This is a genomic window from Iodobacter sp. CM08 (genome assembly GCF_033446605.1).
Taxonomy (GTDB): domain Bacteria; phylum Pseudomonadota; class Gammaproteobacteria; order Burkholderiales; family Chitinibacteraceae; genus Iodobacter.
In genome coordinates this window covers 67,737-85,963 of sequence record NZ_JAWQUO010000016.1, presented here as the reverse complement: position 1 = coordinate 85,963, position 18,227 = coordinate 67,737, and the positions used below count along the sequence as shown (strand labels likewise).

Genomic DNA, 18,227 nt, shown 5'->3' with positions numbered 1-18,227 from the left:
GCGCTCTCTTTGTCTTATTTGATTAAATTGCTAGGTGGTGAGCACCATGGTGCCGATGTTGTCATTTCTGGTGTGGCCTCTTTAGATCGAGCTGGCGAGGGGCAGATTAGTTTTTTGGCTAACCCTCGTTTGCGTGCTCAGCTGCAAAGCAGCTCGGCGGCGGCGTTTATTGTTCGCCCCACCGAAAGTGCGGCACTTGATCGCCCGCACATTACCACCCGTGATCCCCAGCTTTATTTTGCTAAAGTGGCTCAGTTGCTCTATCCACAGCCAGTGGCTGTAGCGGGTATTCATCCGCGTGCGGTCGTAGATGAATTAGCCATTGTTGCGGCTAGCGCACAGATTGGCCCAGGCGCTGTGATTGCTGCTGGAGCAAATATTGGCGAGCGAACCATCGTAATGGCGAATGCCTATATTGGCGAGCAGGTTGAGATTGGCGCGGATTGTTTAATCTACCCAAATAGCAGCATCCATTGCGGTGCTTTTATGGGGGATCGGGTGATTGTGCATAGCAATGCCGTGATTGCAGGGGATGGTTTTGGTAATGCGTGGGCTGGAGATCACTGGGAAAAAATCCCTCAACTTGGCCGCGTTTTAATTGGCAATGATGTGGAAATTGGCTCTTGCACTACGGTGGATCGGGGTGCGTTGAGTGATACGGTGATTGGCAATGGCGCGCGCATTGATAACTTGATCCAAGTTGCACACAATGTTGAAATTGGCGAACACACCGCCATGGCGGCCTGTGTAGGGATTGCAGGCTCCACTAAAATTGGCGCACGTTGCCAAATTGGTGGCGCGGTTATGATTTCAGGGCATCTAGAAATTTGCGATGGCACTACCGTATTGGGTGGCACTTTGGTGGCTAAAACCATTCGTGAGCCAGGTGTGTATTCTGGCTCCTACCCGATGCAAACTCACGATGAATGGCGACATAATGCCGCGCACTTGCGGCATTTAGATGAATTAGCTAAACGTATTAAGCAACTTGAAAAAGAACTACGGCACACTCAGTTGCCGGCTGGAGAATCAGAGTAATGAGTCAAATTATGGATGTTTTAGAAATTGCTAAATGCTTACCGCATCGCTATCCGTTTTTATTAATTGATCGCGTTGTAGAAATGGAGCTAGGCGTATCTATTAAAGCAATTAAAAACGTCAGCATTAATGAGCCTTTTTTTCAAGGCCATTTTCCAACTTACCCAGTAATGCCTGGTGTGTTGATTCTGGAAGCGCTGGCGCAAGCCGCGGGTGTTTTGTCGTATAAAAGCTTAGAAGTACCTCCTTCAGAAGATTCGCTGTATTTCTTTGCGGGTATTGATAATGCACGGTTTAAGCGCCAAGTGGTTCCTGGCGATCAACTGACTTTATGCGTACAAATTACGGCCAATAAACGCGGCATTTGGAAATATAAAGCACAAGCCTTTGTAGGGGACGAGCTGGCTGCTGAGGCTGATTTGATGTGTGCTCAGCGCGATGTTAAGCGCTAATTGGCAGAATAATAAAATGTCTAAAATTCATCCTTCCGCCATTATTCATGATGGCGCAATGCTGGCTGATAATGTAGAGATCGGCCCATATTGCGTGATTGGCGAGCATGTTTCTATTGGCTCGGGCACTCGCTTAGAGGCCCATGTTGTGGTTGCTGGGCATACCCGCATTGGTAGCAATAATCGCATCTATTCTTTTGCCAGTATCGGTTGCGATCCTCAAGATAAAAAATATGCTGGCGAGCCTACTCAGCTGCTTATCGGTGATGGCAATACCATCTTCCAAAGTGTCACCATTTCTACTGGAACGGCTCAGGATGAAGGCGTAACCCAAATTGGCAATGACAATTGGATTATGGCCTATGTGCATATTGCGCATGATTGCAAAATTGGTAATCACACTATTTTTGCCAATAACACCACCTTGGCAGGCCATGTGGATATTGGCGATTGGGTGATTTTGGGTGGTTTTACCACCGTGCATCAATTCTGTAAGATTGCTCCGCATGCAATGACGGCCTTTACGGCGGCAGTGGCGCAAGATGTACCGCCCTTTGTATTGGCTGCGGGTAATCGCGCCGTGCCTAATGGCATTAATAGCGAAGGATTAAAGCGCCGTGGTTTTAGTAGTGAGCAAATTACTAATATTAAACGCGCTTATAAAACGTTGTATCGCAAAAGCATTCCTTTTGTAGATGCACGTCAAATGCTTGAGGAGCAGTGCTTGACTCAACCTGAGCTACAGCCCTTTGTCGATTTCTTTGCAGCATCTACACGCGGAATCATCCGTTAATATGCAGCTATCCCATATTCAAGGCCGCCCGCGCATTGCGGTGGTGGCCGGAGAAGCCTCGGGCGATCTATTAGGCAGCCAGCTTATTTTGGCACTTAAAAAACGCCTACCTCATGCTGAATTTTTTGGTATTGCTGGCCCTAAAATGCAAAGCGCAGGCTGCGTAACCGTTGTGCCCATGGAAAAATTATCGGTGCGCGGCTACTTAGAAGTCATTCGGCATTTGCCAGAATTACTTAGAATTCGGCGGCAATTAAAAAAACAATTATTGGCCAATAAACCTGATTTATTTATTGGTATTGACGCGCCTGATTTTAATTTTTCTTTAGAAAAAGCACTGAAGCAAGCAGGCGTGCCCACCATTCATTATGTGGGGCCCTCTGTTTGGGCTTGGCGCTCTGAGCGGCTTAAAAAAATTGGCCAATGTGTTTCACACATGCTGCTGCTGTTCCCGTTTGAAGAAAAAATTTATCGAGATGCGCGTATTCCTGCCAGCTATGTTGGGCATCCGCTGGCTGAGATTTTTCCAGCAGAGCCTAATCAGCTCGCCGTGCGTGAAGCATTAGAAATTCCCGAGCAGCGGGCGGTATTTACTTTATTGCCAGGTAGCCGACAAAGCGAATTAGACATGCTGGCTAAGCTGTTTGTTGAAACGGCAAAAAAACTACTTGAACGCTATCCAAATGCGCTGTTTTTAGTGCCCTTTGTGACACGCGAAACCCGCTTGCTGTTTGAGAGGGAAATCTGGAAGCAAGGCGCACAAGAGCTGCCGTTCCGCTTGATGTTTGGTCACGCACACGAGGCTATGCAGGCTGCCGATGTTATTTTATTGGCATCAGGAACCGCAACCTTGGAAGCGATGCTGGCAAGACGCCCGATGGTGGTGACTTATCGCCTATCACCATTAACCTATCGCATGGTTAAAAGAAAATTACGCCTACCTTATGTCAGCTTGCCTAATGTATTGGCAGGGCAATTTATTGTGCCAGAATTACTACAAGACGACGCCACACCTGACAACTTGGCACAAGCAATGGCCAATCTATTCGATGATAAGCGTTTATCGAACGCATTAAGTGATCGTTTTGCTGATTTGCATCATAGCCTGCGTTGCGATGCTGCCGAGCGGGCTGCCGATGCTGTTTGCGCTGTATTAGGGGTGAAAGTTTGAAGTTAATTTGTGGTGTAGATGAGGCGGGGCGGGGGCCTTTGGCTGGCGCGGTTTATGCGGCAGCAGTTATTCTGCCGGAAAACTATGATTTACCTGGCTTGAATGACTCTAAAAAATTGAGTGCGAAGCGCCGCGATGTGTTGTTTGATGCCATTAAATCCTGCGCGATTGCATGGTCGGTGGCACAGGCCTCAATCGAAGAAATCGATGAATTAAATATCCTGCATGCATCCATGTTGGCCATGCAACGCGCCGTTGCTGGCCTATCTGTTGTGCCTACTGAGGCCTTGATTGATGGCAATCGAGTACCTAAGGGTTTAACCGTTGCAGGACGCGCTATTGTGGGGGGCGATGCATTGGAAGCGTGTATCTCGGCAGCCTCAATTCTAGCCAAAGTCAGCCGCGATCGTGATATTGAAACCCTTGAGGTTTTATATCCGGGTTATGGCTTTGCCCAGCATAAAGGTTATCCCACCGCCCAGCATTTAGAGGCCCTAAAACGCCTTGGACCTTGCCCTGTGCATAGAAAAAGTTTTGGACCTGTTATAAAGGCCAGTGCACAAGCTGCACTTTGGTAAAAATAGATTAAAGCATCAATCATTTTGCTTTAATCCATCGGATTGGTTGTCGCACTCTAATCAATCTTCTAATATGCATCTTAAGTAAGTTATTTTATTAAGTCATCACAGGGAAGCTGACGCATGTTCGTCATTATTGGCTATATCTTCATGTGCGTTTGTATTCTGGGCGCTTACGCGGCACACGGCGGGCACTTAGGTACTTTCTGGCAACCTTCCGAGTTGATTATTATTTTTGGTGGTGCGATCGGCGCAATGATTGCAGCGCAAGGCGCAAAAGGGATGAAATCCACCATTGCTGCTTTGCCTCTGATGTTTAAAAGCTCTCCATATAACAAGCCTTTTTATATGGACCTCTTTGCCATGATGTTTGAGATTCTCTCAAAAGTGCGTAAAGAGGGCTTAATGTCGATTGAAACCGATATTGAAGACCCGCATTCCAGCCCGATTATTTCCAAATATGCTTCTGTTTCACACGATCATCATTTAACTGAGTTTCTATGTGATTACCTACGCTTAATGGTGGGGGGTAATCTAAATTCAATGGAAATTGAAAACTTAATGGATGTAGAGCTAGAAGCGCACCATGCCGATGCCCACGTGGCCGTTGATGCGGTGACCAAGCTTGCTGATGGTTTGCCCGCTTTCGGTATTGTGGCGGCGGTGATGGGGGTAGTTCACGTGATGGGCTCCTTACATCTACCTCCTCCTGCCTTGGGTGAGTTGATTGGTGCCGCACTGGTGGGGACCTTTATGGGGATTTGGTTGGCTTATGGCTTTTTTGGGCCATTGGCAACGGTACTCGAGAAGCAGGGTATGGCGACGAGTATTGCATTTCAGGCGGTAAAAGTGACTTTGCTGGCAAGTTTGAATGGTTATGCGCCGCAAGTTGCGGTTGAATTTGGCCGTAAAGCGTTGAGCATTCACGAGCGGCCTAGTTTTAAAGAATTGGAAGAGCATGTTAAGAGTGCTAAGGGTAAGTAATCACAGATAGGTTGAGTGCAAAATGAGCGATGATTCACAACGCCCCATAATCGTAAAGCGCATCAAAAAAGGTGGCCATGGCCATCATGGTGGCGCTTGGAAAATTGCCTACGCCGATTTTGTAACGGCAATGATGGCGTTCTTCTTGTTGATGTGGTTGCTAGGCTCGGTATCCAAAGGAACCATGAAAGGGATTACCAGCTACTTTGCCAACCCGCTGAAAGTCTCGATGTCGGGGGGCGATGGTGCAGGAGATGCTACGTCTTTGATTAAAGGGGGGGGCAATGATCTTACCCAGCAAGCGGGGCAAGTTAAGAAAGGCGATGTGATTACTGAAGCCACTAAAGATAAAAAACGCCTCTCTGAATTAAAACAAAAAATTGAAGCTTTGATTGACAGCAAAGTCAAAGAAAACTCTGCTTTGGCTAAGTTTAAAGATCAATTAAAGATGGATATGGTGTCAGAAGGCTTAAGAATTCAAATTGTGGATGAGCAAAATCGGCCCATGTTTAAATCGGGTAGCTCAGAGCTTGAATCTTTTAGTCGCGGCATGTTGCAAGAAATAGCCCAGTTTTTGAATGAAGTGCCTAATTCGGTGTCTTTATCTGGGCATACTGATTCATCTAAATTTGCTGGTGGCGATAATGGCTATAGCAATTGGGAACTCTCTGCTGATCGCGCCAATTCGTCGCGCCGTGAATTAGTGGCTGGGGGGCTGCCTGATAATAAAATATTGCGCGTCAATGGCTATGGCGATGTTGTGCCGCTAGACACGGGTAATATCTATAACCCCATTAATCGCCGAATCAGTATCGTGGTCTTGAATCACGATGCAGAAAACAATATTCGTGAGCAGGCAGGTAAAGGTCAAGAAGAAAAAGCCGAGCCTATCGCCACCATTCCAAAGCCGAGTAAATGACACAGGCCGCTCGTTTTGCGCTGATTCAATTAGGTGCAATATTAGCAGCGTCAGGATGCGTGTTTATTTTGCGATGGCCCGCCTTCTATTGGGCACTTTTTGCAGGTGTTTTTTCTGTTATTGCTGCAATACCTTGGCACGATAGAAAATGGTGGAGCCTGATTCATTTTTCATTTCCCTTTTTGTTATTGCTGGCGATTAGTCTTTCAATTGACCCGCTTTGGTATTTGGCGGCTTTTTTATTGTGCTGGATGATCTTTGGCGGCGTGTTACGCAATCGCGTGCCGCTGTACTTGAGTAATAGCCAAGCCTTAGAGCAACTGGCCGAGCAAGTGCCGCAAGGCTCACGTTTGTTGGATATTGGTGCGGGTACGGGTACGGTGTTAGCTTGGTTTGTGCGCCATCGGCCGGATGTGCAAGCCGATGGTATTGAGTTTGCTTGGCTGCCTTGGTTGCTGGGCCGAATTCGTTTAGCCAATAGCCCCGCGGGCTGGCAACATGGCGATGCCTTTGCTGCCGATTTGGCAGAGTACGATGTGGTTTATGCTTATTTATCTCCCGAGCCAATGGGCTTGCTATGGGAAAAAGCGCAAAAAGAAATGCGCCCCGGTAGCCTATTAATTAGCAATAGCTTTGATATTCCCAATGTGCCTCCAGAGCGCGTCTGTAATATTGGAGACTGGAAAGGCAGCCGACTTTTAGTATGGAAAATCTAGCTCAAACCGCCGCAAAAAGTAATGTTGCATGGCTTGCCTATTGGGCACGTCGCGGCTTGCCTATTTTGCAATCCAGTAAGGAGCAATTGCTGGTGGCCTTGCGGCGTGCAGATCGGCTCCACCCGTCAGATTTGGCTGATATTGTTTTAAAAGATCCTTTGCTGACTGCGCAAGCGTTACGTTATATAAATCAGCGGCAAAAAAACAGTTTGTCTGCGGATATCACCACCATTAATGGCATTGTGATGTTGATGGGCGTTGCGCCATTTATTGAGCATTTTATAAAAATGCCTATTTTGGAGGATGTATTACAAGGCCACCCGCGCAGCATTGCTCGAATCCATAAGCTGATTGGCGATAGCCGCTTTATGGCAAAAATGGCGCGTGAATTTGCTGGGGAGCGCTATGACGCGCACTTAGATGAAATTTTTATCTCTGCCTTACTAAGCCGCATACCCGAGGTGTTGGAGCTTTTAGCACATGATACGGATGCAACGGCTCCGCATGGGCGAGACCACGCCCATGCCTTGTTCGCGGCTTGGTCTTTGCCCCATGCCTTAAGTGTTTTACTGGCAGAGCCAGAAGCGGATGCCTTGCCACGGCAAGTGCTACAGCACGCCACTTTGCGCTTGGCTACCCTGCTTGATCGTGGCTGGTGGCAGCCGGAGGTGGCCAAGCTGTTACAGCAGATGGCGGAGGTGTTAAATACCAGTGTGGATGATGTTTGGCAGCGCACTAATCGCTTGATGCTGTTTTACGCAAGAAATGAGCCACAAAAACAAGGCTGGCCTGCCGCTCGCTGGTTACCCATGCTGCCTGGTGAGTGGCCTTTGCCGGTTGCACCTGCCCCAGCGCTTGCTGCTCCTGTGGAGGTGAAAGTTGAAAAAGATATTCTTGCTGAGCGTATGCAGGCCTTACATTTGGCGGGTGCTCAAGGTGCACCGGCTAATCAAATTATGACTTTAGCGGTACGGGCCTTGGCTGAAGGGCTGGGTATGCAGCGGATTTTATTTGCGTTGCTGGTGGCGGGCGAAAATGCAATTAAAGCGCGCTTTGCCCATGGCCTAGATGCGGCGGATCCTGCTCGCCAGCTGCATATCAAGCTGGATGAGACGCATTTGCTGACGCGGCTCATGCTTAAGCAGCAGAGTATTTGGTTTAATCCTAGCAACGCCGCTTCGCTAGAGCCAATGCTGCCCGTCGGCTTTCGAGAGCAAGTTGGGCATAATGATTTTTGCGCCATGTCTATTTTTGTTGGTGACAAAGCGGTAGGAATTATTTATGCCGATAGGCAGGGGGGCGATAGCCTCGCTGAAACACATTACCAGCACTTTAAGCAAATTGGCTTGCTGACTAGCCGTGCTTTATCTCATCATCCTGCCCAGTCAAGATGATTTTGTCTTGGTTTGCGGATCTTACGCAGCAAGGTTAAAAAAGGCGTAATCCACGAAATGCCCAAAATCACCAATAGATATCGCATTAGTTGCATTCTGTGTTTGCCCCTAACAATAAACAATTAAAATCAACCACTTATACGATCAATAAATCTTGTTATCCCGATGAAAAATGAAAAGTTGTTCGAGCAGAGATCATGCGCATTGCATTTGTTTTTTCGTGTATTTAGTGTTTTTCGTGGATAAATTGTCGTTGTGTGTAATATCTTAGGTTATCTATGCTGCTTATTTCTTCCCGTCAGAATCCCTTTTTTAAAACGCTTTTAAAGCTGGCAACTAGCCGTAAAGAGCGGCGCAAAACAGGGCAAACTCTGTTAGATGGCACACATTTATTATTGGCATTGGCTGATGTAGGTGGCTTGCTTGAAAAAATTATTTTAACCCCCGCCGCCTTAGAAAACTCCGAAGTGCAATCCTTATTGCTGCGGTTTACTGTGCCGCAAATCGTCTTGGATGAGGCTTTGTTTACCGAGTTAAGCGATTTACCCAGCACCACTGGCATTATGGGGCTGTACGCCATTCCCGCAGCAAAGGCCGTAAGGAAAGACGGCTTTTGCCTGCTGCTGGATGGCGTGCAAGATCCTGGTAATGTAGGAACCATCTTGCGTACCGCTGCGGCATTTGGTGTGGATCAAGTGTTGCTTGCCGATGAGTGTGCAGATATTTGGTCACCTAAAGTATTGCGTGCAGGCATGGGGGCGCATTTTGTTTTAGATATGCTTGAGCATATGGCTTTGCCTGCTTTTGCCGCTGGTTTTAACGGCGCGGTAGCGGTAACGGTGCTAGAGCAGGCCGTGCCGCCTTACACCGTTGATCTTGCGCAAAATTTAGCCTTGGTGCTTGGCTCAGAAGGCGCTGGGGTTTCTGCAGCGATGCAAGCCGCAGCCAACTTACGCTTGACGATTCCTATGGGTGGGCAGATTGAATCGCTGAATGTGGCCGCCGCTGCGGCGATCCTTTGCTACGAGCGGCAAAGGCAAGTGAGCCTGAGTTGCGCTTAATAGTCTTGAGTACACGAAAAATAAATATCTAGCTGCCTTGGTTTAAGTGGCAGTAATGTGGCTCTTGTTCATAATCAGGTAATTTCTTGTGTGTTTCGTTGCCAATGATTTGTGATGTAACTACATCCCCTCCATCACATTTCGAGCGTTAATCGCTTGAATTGGTCGGGCGTTCATGGGGAATTCTTTTCTAAAACGAGCAATTTGGCGGGCAGAAATACTTAAAGGGTTTTTCATTACCAGCCAGCGCACGCCTTCAGAGCAAGGCGGCGTGGTGAGTGAGCCCATAAAAGTATAAAAAGATTGATCAAGGGGGAGTAGAGCGGCGGGGCTATAAGTGAGCTTGTCAAAGGTGCGGGTCTCATTATGCTCGCTTGGCATTTTGTCCCATAGCGCTTCTATTAAAGGATTGTCTTGCGCGCCTTGCTGAATGAGCGCGGCGACTACGGCCAGCTTGCCATCGTCACTTTTGTGCACCAAGTGGGCCACCATAGGGTAGCGGATGCCGCCAATGGCTTCTTCACTTGGGGTGTGAAAATGGAACTGCAATAGCTGGTATTTAGCACCTAGCGCCTCAATAAAGCTGCCTGGGTCAATATTCAGTTGGATTGTGTGCCCATTGTTAACCACGGTAATCTTAGTCATGCCGTAGTTAAATTTTATCTTCTCCATTTCTTGCGCGTAGCTGGTTGTAATATTAATGGGTGATTGCTCACGGCCCTCTCTACATAAAGCAAATGAAGGACTCATTCCTCCCCAGTTCTCTGGTCCTGTATTGCCTTCATAAGCCCAGTGCCCGCCCTCATGAGGGGCGGCATGCCCTGATGGTGCATGGGCCGCACCATGCGCTGGGGCGTGGCTTGGTCGTTTTTTTGGGGCATGGCTCACGCTTGGATTGGGGATGCCATGCTTGCCCAGTGGGGGCGCGGCATGTACAGGGGGGGTGAGTATTTCGCTGACGGGTGGCTCTGCAGTACTGGGCTTTGGCGCGGCTTTGGCGGGTGCTTCATGACTGGCCTTGGGCGCGTCTTTAGTTGCTGCTTCATGGCTAGCCGGTGGCTCATGACTAGGCTTACTCTCCACCTTGCTTGGGGCCGCCGCGTGGCTAGGCTCATTGCCGCGAGCTAAAGCAAACATTAAACACAAAAACAGTGCAAAGTAGCGCATGACATCAGGTCCAAGTCAATATTACTCATGTTTTTATAGGCCTTTTTGCAAGAAACTGTTGACGTTTGATGCAAATTTGCTAGCAAAATGGCAAGGTTGCCGCGTTATAATTTGTAAAACAACATTTGGGTTCAAATCTTATGAATCAGCTTCCTATTCCTGATGGCGTACATTTTTTTGCTCACCTGCCGATTGCTTGGCATGCCACTTTGCAGCAAAGCGCATTTGAAGCCACTCGCTATCTGGCGGTATTGGCTGAGTTTGAAGCCAGTAGCGATGAGCGCAATCACGCCCAAGAGGCTTTGCATGCCAAGCTGGATTTGATGCTGCTTTGGACTGCCAAGCACCTAAGCCAAGATTTGCCTACAGCCAAAGAGGCCGTTATTAGTTTAGAAACGATCTCTTGGCTAGATGCTACGGCTTTGCCGGTGGGCGCTCATGGCGCGCTGACGCTAAGTCTTTCGCATATACTGCCTTTTTCCTTGCAATTGCCTGCCGAAATTATTTCATGTGTAGTGAGTGGGCAAGGCTATGCCATCACTGCTCGCTTGCAGTTAAAAGAAGAAGCCTTACGCGATTGGTTTGAGCGCACCGTATTTAGAAACCATCGCCGCATCGTGCATGCCGAGCGTGGAGCCGCGGCATGATGCGCTTGCCTGAAGCGTGGCAAGCCTTAGCGGGCGAGGTATTGGTCAGTGCAAAATGGCAGCAGCTCAATGCGTTTTTAGCGGCTGAGCTTGCTGCCGGTAAAACTATCTACCCGTCACAGCCCCTTTGGTTTGCGGCACTTAATAGTGTTGCGCCTGAAAACGTTAAAGTAGTGATCCTAGGGCAAGATCCTTATCACGGTGCTGGCGAGGCGCACGGATTAAGCTTTTCGGTGCCAATAGGTGTGAAAACGCCGCCATCTTTAGTTAATATTTTTAAAGAAATTGCCCGAGATTTGGGGCATAGCCCACCACAGCATGGCAATCTAGAAAGCTGGGCGCAGCAGGGGGTTTTGTTATTGAACTGCGTGTTAACGGTGGAGGCGGATCGCGCCGCATCGCACGCTAAGCAGGGCTGGGAAGGATTAAGTGATGTTTTGATCAAATCGCTGGCCGAGCGCTACCCGCATTTGGTATTTATGCTATGGGGCGCTTACGCACAAAAAAAACAAGCACTGATTGATAGCAGCCAGCATTGCATTTTATGCTCGGCCCACCCATCGCCGCTCTCGGTGTATCGTGGTTTTATTGGTAATGGACATTTCTCGGCCGCCAATCAATATTTAATTGCACGGGGTAAAACTGCAATTAATTGGGAAATAAAGATTTAGTTAATTAATTCATTGATGGAACAATGTTATGCCCCAGCTCTTAGCCTTTGATATAGGCGGCACGCAAATAAAGTACGGCATAGTGAGTAATACCGGCGAAGTGATCGCCGCGCATAGTCAAAATACTTGCGCTAGTGACGGTGGCCCCGCCTTGTTGGTGCGGTTGCTTGAATTGGCTCGCCCTTTGGTGGCGCAATATCAACCCTGTGGTATTGCTATCAGTAGCCTTGGCCTGATTGAGCCAAAGCGCGGCACCGTTTTAGGCGCTGCGGAAGCCGTACCTCAGTACCCAGGCATTTCGCTGATCCCCGTATTTGAAGCCGAGTTTGGCCTGCCCGTTACGGCAGAAAATGATGTGAATTGTGTGGCCTTGGCCGAAGGCTGGACGGGGGCGGCGCAAGGTGTGCAAGATTATTTAGCTTTAGCGATTGGCACGGGTATTGGTGGCGGCATTGTACTAGGAGGGCATTTACATCGTGGGCATCGCGCTGCCGCAGGCGAGTGGGGCTATATGAATATCGGCGGGCAGGTTTGGGAGTCGCAAGCCTCGATGTCGGGCTTGGTACGGCGGGCAGTGGCCGCAAGCGGCGAGCTGGGCTTAGATGGAAAAGCGGTGTTTGCCCGTGTGGACGCGGGGGATGTGGTGATGCAAGCGGTGGTGGCAGATTGGCTGGCCCTATTAGCCACCGGCATCGCCAATTTAATTTATGCCTTTAATCCAGAAAAGATTATTTTAGGTGGTGGAATTGCTGGCCGTGGCGCACCATTTTTGCAAGATATTAGGGCAGCGGTATCGCAGCAGCTACTGCCAGACTTTCAATCTATGACGCAAATTGAATTAGCCTCGGCGGGCAATCATGCGGGGATGCTAGGGGCAGTACGCAACTGGCTAAATTCCAATTCTGTTTCAGCGCTAAAAGGGAGCCTATAAGAAATGAAAATACTTTTAAATCACCTTGGTTTTGAATTGGCAGGGCAGAAAAAAGCCATTATTGATGCGCCTGCAGATTTAATAGCTCGCCGTTTTAGCATCTACCACGCCGCATCGCGCGAGCTGGCTTTTGCTGGAGAATTACAAAAAAGCGGTGGGGTGGATAACTGGGGTGCAGGAACTTGGCATTATTGGGTGGCCGATTTCTCTGCGCTGGCCGTTGAGGGTGAGTATTTTTTGCTGCTGGATGAGATCAGCCCGCCCTTGGTGTCTGCCACTTTTGCTGTAGCAAAGCGGGTTTTTTCTGAGCAGATTCTGTCCGATATTGTGCATTACATCAAAGGCCAGCGCTGCACGGGCCTGTATGATCAGACCGATAAAAGCCGCCCAAAGTGGGGTAGCGAAGAGCGCCGTGATGTGCATGGTGGCTGGTATGACGCATCGGGAGACTGCTCTAAGTATTTAAGCCATTTGTCTTACGCTAACTTTATGAATCCACAGCAAACGCCGCAAGTGGTGTGGAATCTGATTGATGGCCACGCGCAATTGTCGCCGCAATCCAAATGGTTTAATGAAAGAATTGCCGATGAAGCGCTGCACGGCGCAGATTATCTACTGCGTATGCAAGATACCGCTGGCTATTTCTATATGACGGTGTTTGATCAGTGGTCTAAAGACGAAAACCGCCGTGATATTTGTGAGTATAAAACGCAAAAAGGTGAAAAGTTTGATAGCTATCAGGCGGCGTTTCGCCAAGGTGGCGGCATGGCGATTGCGGCGCTGGCGCGGGCCTCCACACTGCACCGTGACGGTGAATTTACCCGTGAGCAATATCTACAGGCGGCCGAGTTGGGCTTTAGCCATCTTGAGCAGCACAATATTGAATACTTAAGTGACAATACAGAAAACATTATTGACGATTACTGCGCCTTGCTCGCTGCTTGCGAGCTACTGGCAGTGAGCGGCAGTGCTTGCTATGCAGACGCAGCTGCACGGCGAGTTTTAAATCTGTTGGAGCGACAAACGGCAGAGGGGTGGTTTACCGCCGATGCCCTTGGCGAGCGTAGCTACTTCCATGCCGCCGAAGCGGGCCTGCCCTATATCGCCTTGATGCGTTTTATCGAAGTGGTTCCCGCCTCACCCTTGGCTGGGCGCATCAGAGAAACACTACGTTTGGCCTACCAGTTTGAGTTCGCCATAACCTTTAATAGCGTAAATAACCCTTTTGGCTATCCACGGCAATTTGTAAAACAAGGGAATATTGGTCAAGCGCAGTTTTTTATTCCACATGATAATGGTACGGGTTATTGGTGGCAGGGTGAGAATGCCCGTTTAGGCTCGATTGCGGCGGCTGCTGCAAGGGCGCAGCGTATCTTTGCTACAGAAGCGCCCCTAGTCACACAATTGGCGCAGTACGAGCAAGCTTGTCTAGATTGGATCTTGGGGGCAAACCCATTTGATGCCTGCATGTTGCAGGGCTGGGGGCGCAATAATCCACGCTACGAAGTGGGCTTTTATAACGCGCCAGGCGGCGTATGTAATGGCATTACCAGTGGTTTGGATGATGAAAATGATATTGATTTTAAAAAATCAGAGATCGCCACAATGGCAAATAGTTGGCGCTGGACAGAGCAATGGATGCCGCATGGGGCATGGCTATTCTTGGCGCTGAGTACACGCATTGGCAAAGATTAAATGTTCTGATGATGTCTCTTGGTCAAACGCATCATCAATAGTCTAGGGCGGATGGAGCCCAATCCTATCAACTTAAGGACATTGTTGATCGTTAAACCTCAAGCGATCAACTTAGATCTATTTATTGCCAGCATTGAAACATCGTAGGGCGGGTGCAACCCGCTTTTTTTAGCATTACTCGCGGGTTGCACCCGCCCTACGAATGGCAGATTGCTTAAGTTGATAGGATTGAGGTGAAACCCGCGTATTTATTGAGCATTGCTCGCTGTAAAAAATGCATTTACATCGGCGTTATTGAACAAGAGGCATCGCCAAGTTAAATATAGGGTGGGCACGCTTTTGTGTCCACGCGTTAATATGCAAATGGCACTATTTGCATTTAAATAAGGAATAAAAAATGGCAATCGTGGTCACCGGAGCGGCAGGGTTTATTGGCTCAAATATTATCAAGGGCCTGAATGCACGTGGCGAAACCGATATTATTGCGGTAGATGATTTAAGCCTGCCAGGTCAATTTAAAAACTTAGTGGATTGTCAGATTAGCCACTATGCAGATAAAGAAGATTTTATTGCTGATCTCAGTGATGGCCATTATGACGGCGAAATCACCGCTATTTTCCATCAAGGCGCGTGCTCGGATACTATGGAGCATAATGGCAAGTATATGATGGATAATAACTATCAATATACGCTGGCCTTATTCGACTGGTGTCAGGCCGAGGAAGTGCAGTTTTTATATGCTTCTAGCGCAGCAACATATGGCAATGGCGATAATGGCTTTATTGAAACGCCAGATTGCGAAGCGCCATTGAATGTATATGGTTATTCTAAATTGCTCTTCGATCAAGTATTACGCCAGCGCATGAATGAATTAACCGCGCAGGCTGTCGGTTTTAGATACTTTAATGTTTACGGCCCGCGTGAGCAGCATAAAGGCCGTATGGCTTCAGTGGCTTTTCATCACTTTAATCAATATAAAGAGAGTGGCAAAGTTAAATTATTTGGCGAATACGCGGGTTACGCTAATGGCGGCCACACCCGTGATTTTATTTCGGTTGAAGATGTGGTTAAAGCCAATTTATGGTTTATGGATAACCCAGAAATTTGCGGCATTTATAATCTAGGCACAGGCCAATCCCAGCCCTTTAATGATGTGGCATTGGCGGTGGTTAATGCTTGCCGCGCCCATGAGGGTAAAGCTGCGCTCACTTTAGATGAAATGGTGGCGCAGGGCGTGCTGGAATACATTGAGTTTCCTGATGCTTTGAAGGGTAAATATCAAAGCTTTACTGAGGCGGATACCACTTTACTAAGGGAATCTGGCTACGATGAGGATTTCTTGACAGTAGCAGAAGGTGTGGGCCGTTATGTAGAGGTTTTATTGCAAAAATAAGCCGCCCAAACAAGGGAAAAGCCGTGCGGTTTGCTTGGCTTTTCCCTTCTATATAGCACTTCAGCCCGCGTTTTTTGCACTTTATTACTTAGCTTTTGCACCTTGTCGCTTACACCTACTCAACCCTGTTTTTGCCTATTACAGTGTAATGATCAACACGGCGTAATGGAGTCAAAATCATGCGGTTCACTTCACATCTATTAGTTTTGTTTATTGTGGCCTTGGTGCACATTGCAATCTATATGGCAATTGTCAATGCGCATGAAGAAGGCATAAGAGACGCTCAGGTTTCTACGCTGACGTCCCCGTCTTATCAAGTTGCTTGGAATAATAAATAAGGGCGTTCAATGCATAGTTTTAATAAAGCACTATCCCGTGGCGCTTGCCCTTATAAAAAATGCCGCACTTTTGTTAGAGTGCGGCATTTTTTTATGACAGCTTTTTTAGCTATTGGCTTTGGCTAGCTGTGGTTTAAGCATTTTCTCTTCACGTTTGGTTTTGTTGGCAGGGGTGTCGTTTAGCATGGTCAATGCCAGTAAAGCCATGGCAGCGATACATGAGCCGATCAGCAGCATAAAGCCACCATCCCAACCAAAATGATCCACCGTGTAGCCAACTACGGCACTGGCCGCTACTGATCCACCAAGGTATCCGAACAGCCCAGTAAATCCGGCGGCGGTTCCGGCGGCTTTTTTGGGTGCTAGTTCTAAAGCATGTAGGCCAATGAGCATGACTGGGCCGTAGATAAAGAAGCCAATGGCAATCAGTGCCAGCATATCAACGGTTGGGTTGCCCGCTGGGTTTAGCCAATAAACGATCGTGGCAATGGTCACTAAGCCCATAAAGAATAAACCCGTTGCGCCGCGGTTGCCTTTAAATACTTTGTCTGACATCCAGCCGCAAAGTAGGGTGCCTGGAATACCGGCCCATTCAAACAGAAAGTAGGCCCATGATGATTTGTCGACTGAAAACTGCTTGGCTTCTTTTAAGTAAGTTGGGGCCCAATCCAATACGCCGTAGCGGAGTAAATAGACAAATACATTTGCAAAGGCGATATACCAGAGCAGTTTATTAGGCAGGATGTATTTTTTAAATATTTCTTTGGCGCTCAGCTCAATTTCATGCTCAGCGTTATAGTCTTTTGGATAGTCGTTTTTATATTCTTCAACCGGAGGCAGGCCGCAGGATTGCGGCGTATCACGCATTACTACAAAAACCAATACGGCAATGGCAATGGCCGCCGCCGCAGGTACATAAAATGCCGAACGCCAATCGTTGAACCAACCCATGCCTAAAATAAATAGCGGGCCTATCATGCCGCCGCCAACATTATGTGCGCAGTTCCATACCGAAACGACCGAGCCACGTTCTTTCTGACTCCACCAATGCACCATAGTGCGGCCACACGGTGGCCAGCCCATGCCTTGCACCCATCCATTCAGAAACAGCAGTACAAACATAATGGTGACGCTGGACGTGGCCCATGGAACAAAGCCCATAAACAGAAAAATAGCCGCAGAAAGGAGTAAGCCCATGCATAAAAAGACACGGGGGTTTGAGCGGTCTGAAACCGCCCCCATCAGAAATTTAGATATCCCATAAGCAATGGCTACGCCGGACATGGCAACGCCTAAATCACCACGTGAGAAACCCTGCTCAACCAAATAAGGCATGGCGAGTGAGAAGTTTTTACGCACGAGGTAATAACCGGCGTAACCCAAGAAAATGCCGAGGAAAAGTTGCCAGCGCAGCCGTTTATAGCTGCTGTCGATTTTTTGTTCGTCCATACGGGCGATATGGGGTGCAGGCTTTAAAAATTTAAACATCTGAGCGCTCCTTATCATGCGGCATAAAAGCCGCATTGGTTAAGCGAGGAGTGGGCCAATCAAGTGACTGGCTGAAAAATTTAGTGAATACCGTGAGCCAGTGCAGCAAGTACCGCGCCAATGATTGAGCCAACCACGGGTACCCATGCGTAGCCCCAGTCGCTGTTTCTTTTGCCAGAAATAGGCAGTAGGGCGTGCATGATGCGTGGGCCTAAATCTCGGGCTGGGCTCATGGCGTAGCCGGTTGTGCCGCCTAGTGATACGCCAATCCCCAATACCAATAAGGCAACGGGCAGGGCATCCATCGCGCCGAGTGACATTTTTGGTGAAACCATGCTTAAGATCGCAAATACCAAGACAAAAGTCGCGACGATTTCAGAAACCAAATTGCCTGGTAGGCTGCGAATAGCTGGGCCAGTGCAAAAAACCGCCAGCTTTAGATCGCTGTCTTCTGTGCTTTCAAAGTGCTTGCGATACATTAACCACATCACTAAGGCACCGGCCATGCCGCCTAACATTTGTGCCACGATATAACCCGCCACATTGCCCCAGACAAATTTGCCTGCTACAGCCAAGGCAATAGTTACGGCGGGGTTAAGGTGGGCACCACTAATGGCCGCCACGCTAAATACGCCCACAAACACGGCCATTGCCCAACCAAAGGCAATAACAATTAAGCCGCTATTTTGCCCCTTGGTTTTATTCAGTAATACATTGGCAACCACGCCATTGCCTAATAAGACTAGGAGCGCGGTGCCAATAAACTCGGCAATTAATGGAGTCATTTTGTA

Annotated in this window: 19 protein-coding genes; 16 read left to right on the top strand and 3 right to left on the bottom strand. The window is 48.3% G+C overall.

Annotated elements, in window-relative coordinates; translation table 11 throughout:
* The first annotated feature begins 9 nt into the window (after positions 1-9).
* The 10 genes from lpxD to R6242_RS11105 all read left to right on the top strand — a co-directional run bounded on the left by lpxD (position 10) and on the right by R6242_RS11105 (position 9,106).
* Entirely contained in the window at positions 10-1,038 is a 1,029-nt protein-coding gene (gene lpxD, locus R6242_RS11150; protein WP_318426765.1) for a UDP-3-O-(3-hydroxymyristoyl)glucosamine N-acyltransferase, read from the top strand.
* Entirely contained in the window at positions 1,038-1,490 is a 453-nt protein-coding gene (fabZ, locus tag R6242_RS11145; RefSeq protein ID WP_318426762.1) for a 3-hydroxyacyl-ACP dehydratase FabZ, read from the top strand. The genes lpxD and fabZ overlap by 1 nt, the downstream gene beginning before the upstream one ends.
* 16 nt (positions 1,491-1,506) lie before the next feature.
* On the top strand, positions 1,507-2,283 hold the full coding sequence (gene lpxA, locus R6242_RS11140; RefSeq protein WP_318426759.1) for an acyl-ACP--UDP-N-acetylglucosamine O-acyltransferase: 777 nt from the start codon (positions 1,507-1,509) through the stop codon (positions 2,281-2,283).
* Position 2,284: 1 nt separating this feature from the next.
* A complete protein-coding gene (gene lpxB / locus R6242_RS11135; RefSeq protein WP_318426757.1) occupies positions 2,285-3,454 on the top strand; it encodes a lipid-A-disaccharide synthase in 1,170 nt (389 codons plus the stop codon).
* A complete protein-coding gene (rnhB, locus tag R6242_RS11130; RefSeq protein WP_318426754.1) occupies positions 3,451-4,032 on the top strand; it encodes a ribonuclease HII in 582 nt (193 codons plus the stop codon). Before lpxB ends, rnhB begins: the two co-directional genes overlap by 4 nt.
* Positions 4,033-4,155: 123 nt before the next feature.
* Positions 4,156-5,016 (top strand): flagellar motor stator protein MotA, encoded by an 861-nt coding sequence (gene motA / locus R6242_RS11125; RefSeq protein ID WP_318426752.1) that lies wholly within the window; start codon positions 4,156-4,158, stop codon positions 5,014-5,016.
* Between the two features lie 22 nt (positions 5,017-5,038).
* Positions 5,039-5,935, top strand: coding sequence for a flagellar motor protein MotB (motB, locus tag R6242_RS11120; RefSeq protein WP_318426749.1), 897 nt, complete (start codon positions 5,039-5,041; stop codon positions 5,933-5,935).
* Positions 5,932-6,651 (top strand): class I SAM-dependent methyltransferase, encoded by a 720-nt coding sequence (locus R6242_RS11115; RefSeq protein ID WP_318426747.1) that lies wholly within the window; start codon positions 5,932-5,934, stop codon positions 6,649-6,651. Before motB ends, R6242_RS11115 begins: the two co-directional genes overlap by 4 nt.
* On the top strand, positions 6,639-8,045 hold the full coding sequence (locus R6242_RS11110; protein WP_318426744.1) for an HDOD domain-containing protein: 1,407 nt from the start codon (positions 6,639-6,641) through the stop codon (positions 8,043-8,045). Before R6242_RS11115 ends, R6242_RS11110 begins: the two co-directional genes overlap by 13 nt.
* Positions 8,046-8,323: 278 nt before the next feature.
* Positions 8,324-9,106 carry an RNA methyltransferase gene (locus R6242_RS11105; RefSeq protein WP_318426741.1) on the top strand — a complete coding sequence of 261 codons (783 nt, stop codon included), beginning with the start codon at positions 8,324-8,326 and terminating at the stop codon, positions 9,104-9,106.
* Between the two features lie 120 nt (positions 9,107-9,226).
* On the opposite strand, the gene R6242_RS11100 is transcribed toward R6242_RS11105, so the two are convergent.
* Entirely contained in the window at positions 9,227-10,273 is a 1,047-nt protein-coding gene (locus R6242_RS11100; protein WP_318426737.1) for a carbonic anhydrase family protein, read from the bottom strand.
* A gap of 140 nt (positions 10,274-10,413) precedes the next feature.
* On the opposite strand from R6242_RS11100, the gene R6242_RS11095 reads away from it, so the two are divergent.
* The 6 genes from R6242_RS11095 to R6242_RS11070 all read left to right on the top strand — a co-directional run bounded on the left by R6242_RS11095 (position 10,414) and on the right by R6242_RS11070 (position 15,948).
* Positions 10,414-10,920, top strand: a complete 507-nt coding sequence (locus R6242_RS11095; RefSeq protein ID WP_318426734.1) for a PilZ domain-containing protein — start codon at positions 10,414-10,416, stop codon at positions 10,918-10,920.
* On the top strand, positions 10,917-11,591 hold the full coding sequence (gene ung, locus R6242_RS11090) for a uracil-DNA glycosylase (protein WP_412100000.1): 675 nt from the start codon (positions 10,917-10,919) through the stop codon (positions 11,589-11,591). Before R6242_RS11095 ends, ung begins: the two co-directional genes overlap by 4 nt.
* Before the next feature lie 28 nt (positions 11,592-11,619).
* On the top strand, positions 11,620-12,522 hold the full coding sequence (locus tag R6242_RS11085) for an ROK family protein (RefSeq protein WP_318426731.1): 903 nt from the start codon (positions 11,620-11,622) through the stop codon (positions 12,520-12,522).
* Positions 12,523-12,525: 3 nt separating this feature from the next.
* The gene (locus tag R6242_RS11080; RefSeq protein ID WP_318426729.1) at positions 12,526-14,217 is read left to right on the top strand and encodes a glycoside hydrolase family 9 protein; all 1,692 of its coding nucleotides are present in this window, start codon (positions 12,526-12,528) and stop codon (positions 14,215-14,217) included.
* 397 nt (positions 14,218-14,614) lie between these two features.
* Positions 14,615-15,610, top strand: a complete 996-nt coding sequence (gene rfaD / locus R6242_RS11075; protein ID WP_318426727.1) for an ADP-glyceromanno-heptose 6-epimerase — start codon at positions 14,615-14,617, stop codon at positions 15,608-15,610.
* 179 nt (positions 15,611-15,789) lie between these two features.
* Complete coding sequence (locus R6242_RS11070) at positions 15,790-15,948, top strand: hypothetical protein (protein ID WP_318426725.1); 159 nt, start codon at positions 15,790-15,792, stop codon at positions 15,946-15,948.
* Between the two features lie 105 nt (positions 15,949-16,053).
* Here R6242_RS11070 and glpT read toward each other — a convergent pair whose 3' ends face one another.
* A complete protein-coding gene (glpT, locus tag R6242_RS11065) occupies positions 16,054-17,436 on the bottom strand; it encodes a glycerol-3-phosphate transporter (protein ID WP_318426723.1) in 1,383 nt (460 codons plus the stop codon).
* A gap of 80 nt (positions 17,437-17,516) precedes the next feature.
* Positions 17,517-18,221: an MIP/aquaporin family protein gene (locus tag R6242_RS11060; RefSeq protein ID WP_318426721.1), complete on the bottom strand. Its 705-nt coding sequence runs from the start codon at positions 18,219-18,221 to the stop codon at positions 17,517-17,519.
* Between the last annotated feature and the right edge of the window lie 6 nt (positions 18,222-18,227).

What these genes read in the sequence shown, in the direction of transcription:
- fabZ (WP_318426762.1), top strand. Translation starts at nt 1,038, where the DNA reads ATGAGTCAAATTATGGATGTTTTAGAAATTGCTAAATGCTTACCGCAT.
- lpxA (WP_318426759.1), top strand. Translation starts at nt 1,507, where the DNA reads ATGTCTAAAATTCATCCTTCCGCCATTATTCATGATGGCGCAATGCTG.
- lpxB (WP_318426757.1), top strand. Translation starts at nt 2,285, where the DNA reads ATGCAGCTATCCCATATTCAAGGCCGCCCGCGCATTGCGGTGGTGGCC.
- motA (WP_318426752.1), top strand. Translation starts at nt 4,156, where the DNA reads ATGTTCGTCATTATTGGCTATATCTTCATGTGCGTTTGTATTCTGGGC.
- motB (WP_318426749.1), top strand. Translation starts at nt 5,039, where the DNA reads ATGAGCGATGATTCACAACGCCCCATAATCGTAAAGCGCATCAAAAAA.
- R6242_RS11115 (WP_318426747.1), top strand. Translation starts at nt 5,932, where the DNA reads ATGACACAGGCCGCTCGTTTTGCGCTGATTCAATTAGGTGCAATATTA.
- R6242_RS11110 (WP_318426744.1), top strand. Translation starts at nt 6,639, where the DNA reads ATGGAAAATCTAGCTCAAACCGCCGCAAAAAGTAATGTTGCATGGCTT.
- R6242_RS11105 (WP_318426741.1), top strand. Translation starts at nt 8,324, where the DNA reads ATGCTGCTTATTTCTTCCCGTCAGAATCCCTTTTTTAAAACGCTTTTA.
- R6242_RS11100 (WP_318426737.1), bottom strand. Translation starts at nt 10,273, where the DNA reads ATGCGCTACTTTGCACTGTTTTTGTGTTTAATGTTTGCTTTAGCTCGC.
- R6242_RS11095 (WP_318426734.1), top strand. Translation starts at nt 10,414, where the DNA reads ATGAATCAGCTTCCTATTCCTGATGGCGTACATTTTTTTGCTCACCTG.
- ung (WP_412100000.1), top strand. Translation starts at nt 10,917, where the DNA reads ATGATGCGCTTGCCTGAAGCGTGGCAAGCCTTAGCGGGCGAGGTATTG.
- R6242_RS11085 (WP_318426731.1), top strand. Translation starts at nt 11,620, where the DNA reads ATGCCCCAGCTCTTAGCCTTTGATATAGGCGGCACGCAAATAAAGTAC.
- R6242_RS11080 (WP_318426729.1), top strand. Translation starts at nt 12,526, where the DNA reads ATGAAAATACTTTTAAATCACCTTGGTTTTGAATTGGCAGGGCAGAAA.
- rfaD (WP_318426727.1), top strand. Translation starts at nt 14,615, where the DNA reads ATGGCAATCGTGGTCACCGGAGCGGCAGGGTTTATTGGCTCAAATATT.
- R6242_RS11070 (WP_318426725.1), top strand. Translation starts at nt 15,790, where the DNA reads ATGCGGTTCACTTCACATCTATTAGTTTTGTTTATTGTGGCCTTGGTG.
- glpT (WP_318426723.1), bottom strand. Translation starts at nt 17,436, where the DNA reads ATGTTTAAATTTTTAAAGCCTGCACCCCATATCGCCCGTATGGACGAA.
- R6242_RS11060 (WP_318426721.1), bottom strand. Translation starts at nt 18,221, where the DNA reads ATGACTCCATTAATTGCCGAGTTTATTGGCACCGCGCTCCTAGTCTTA.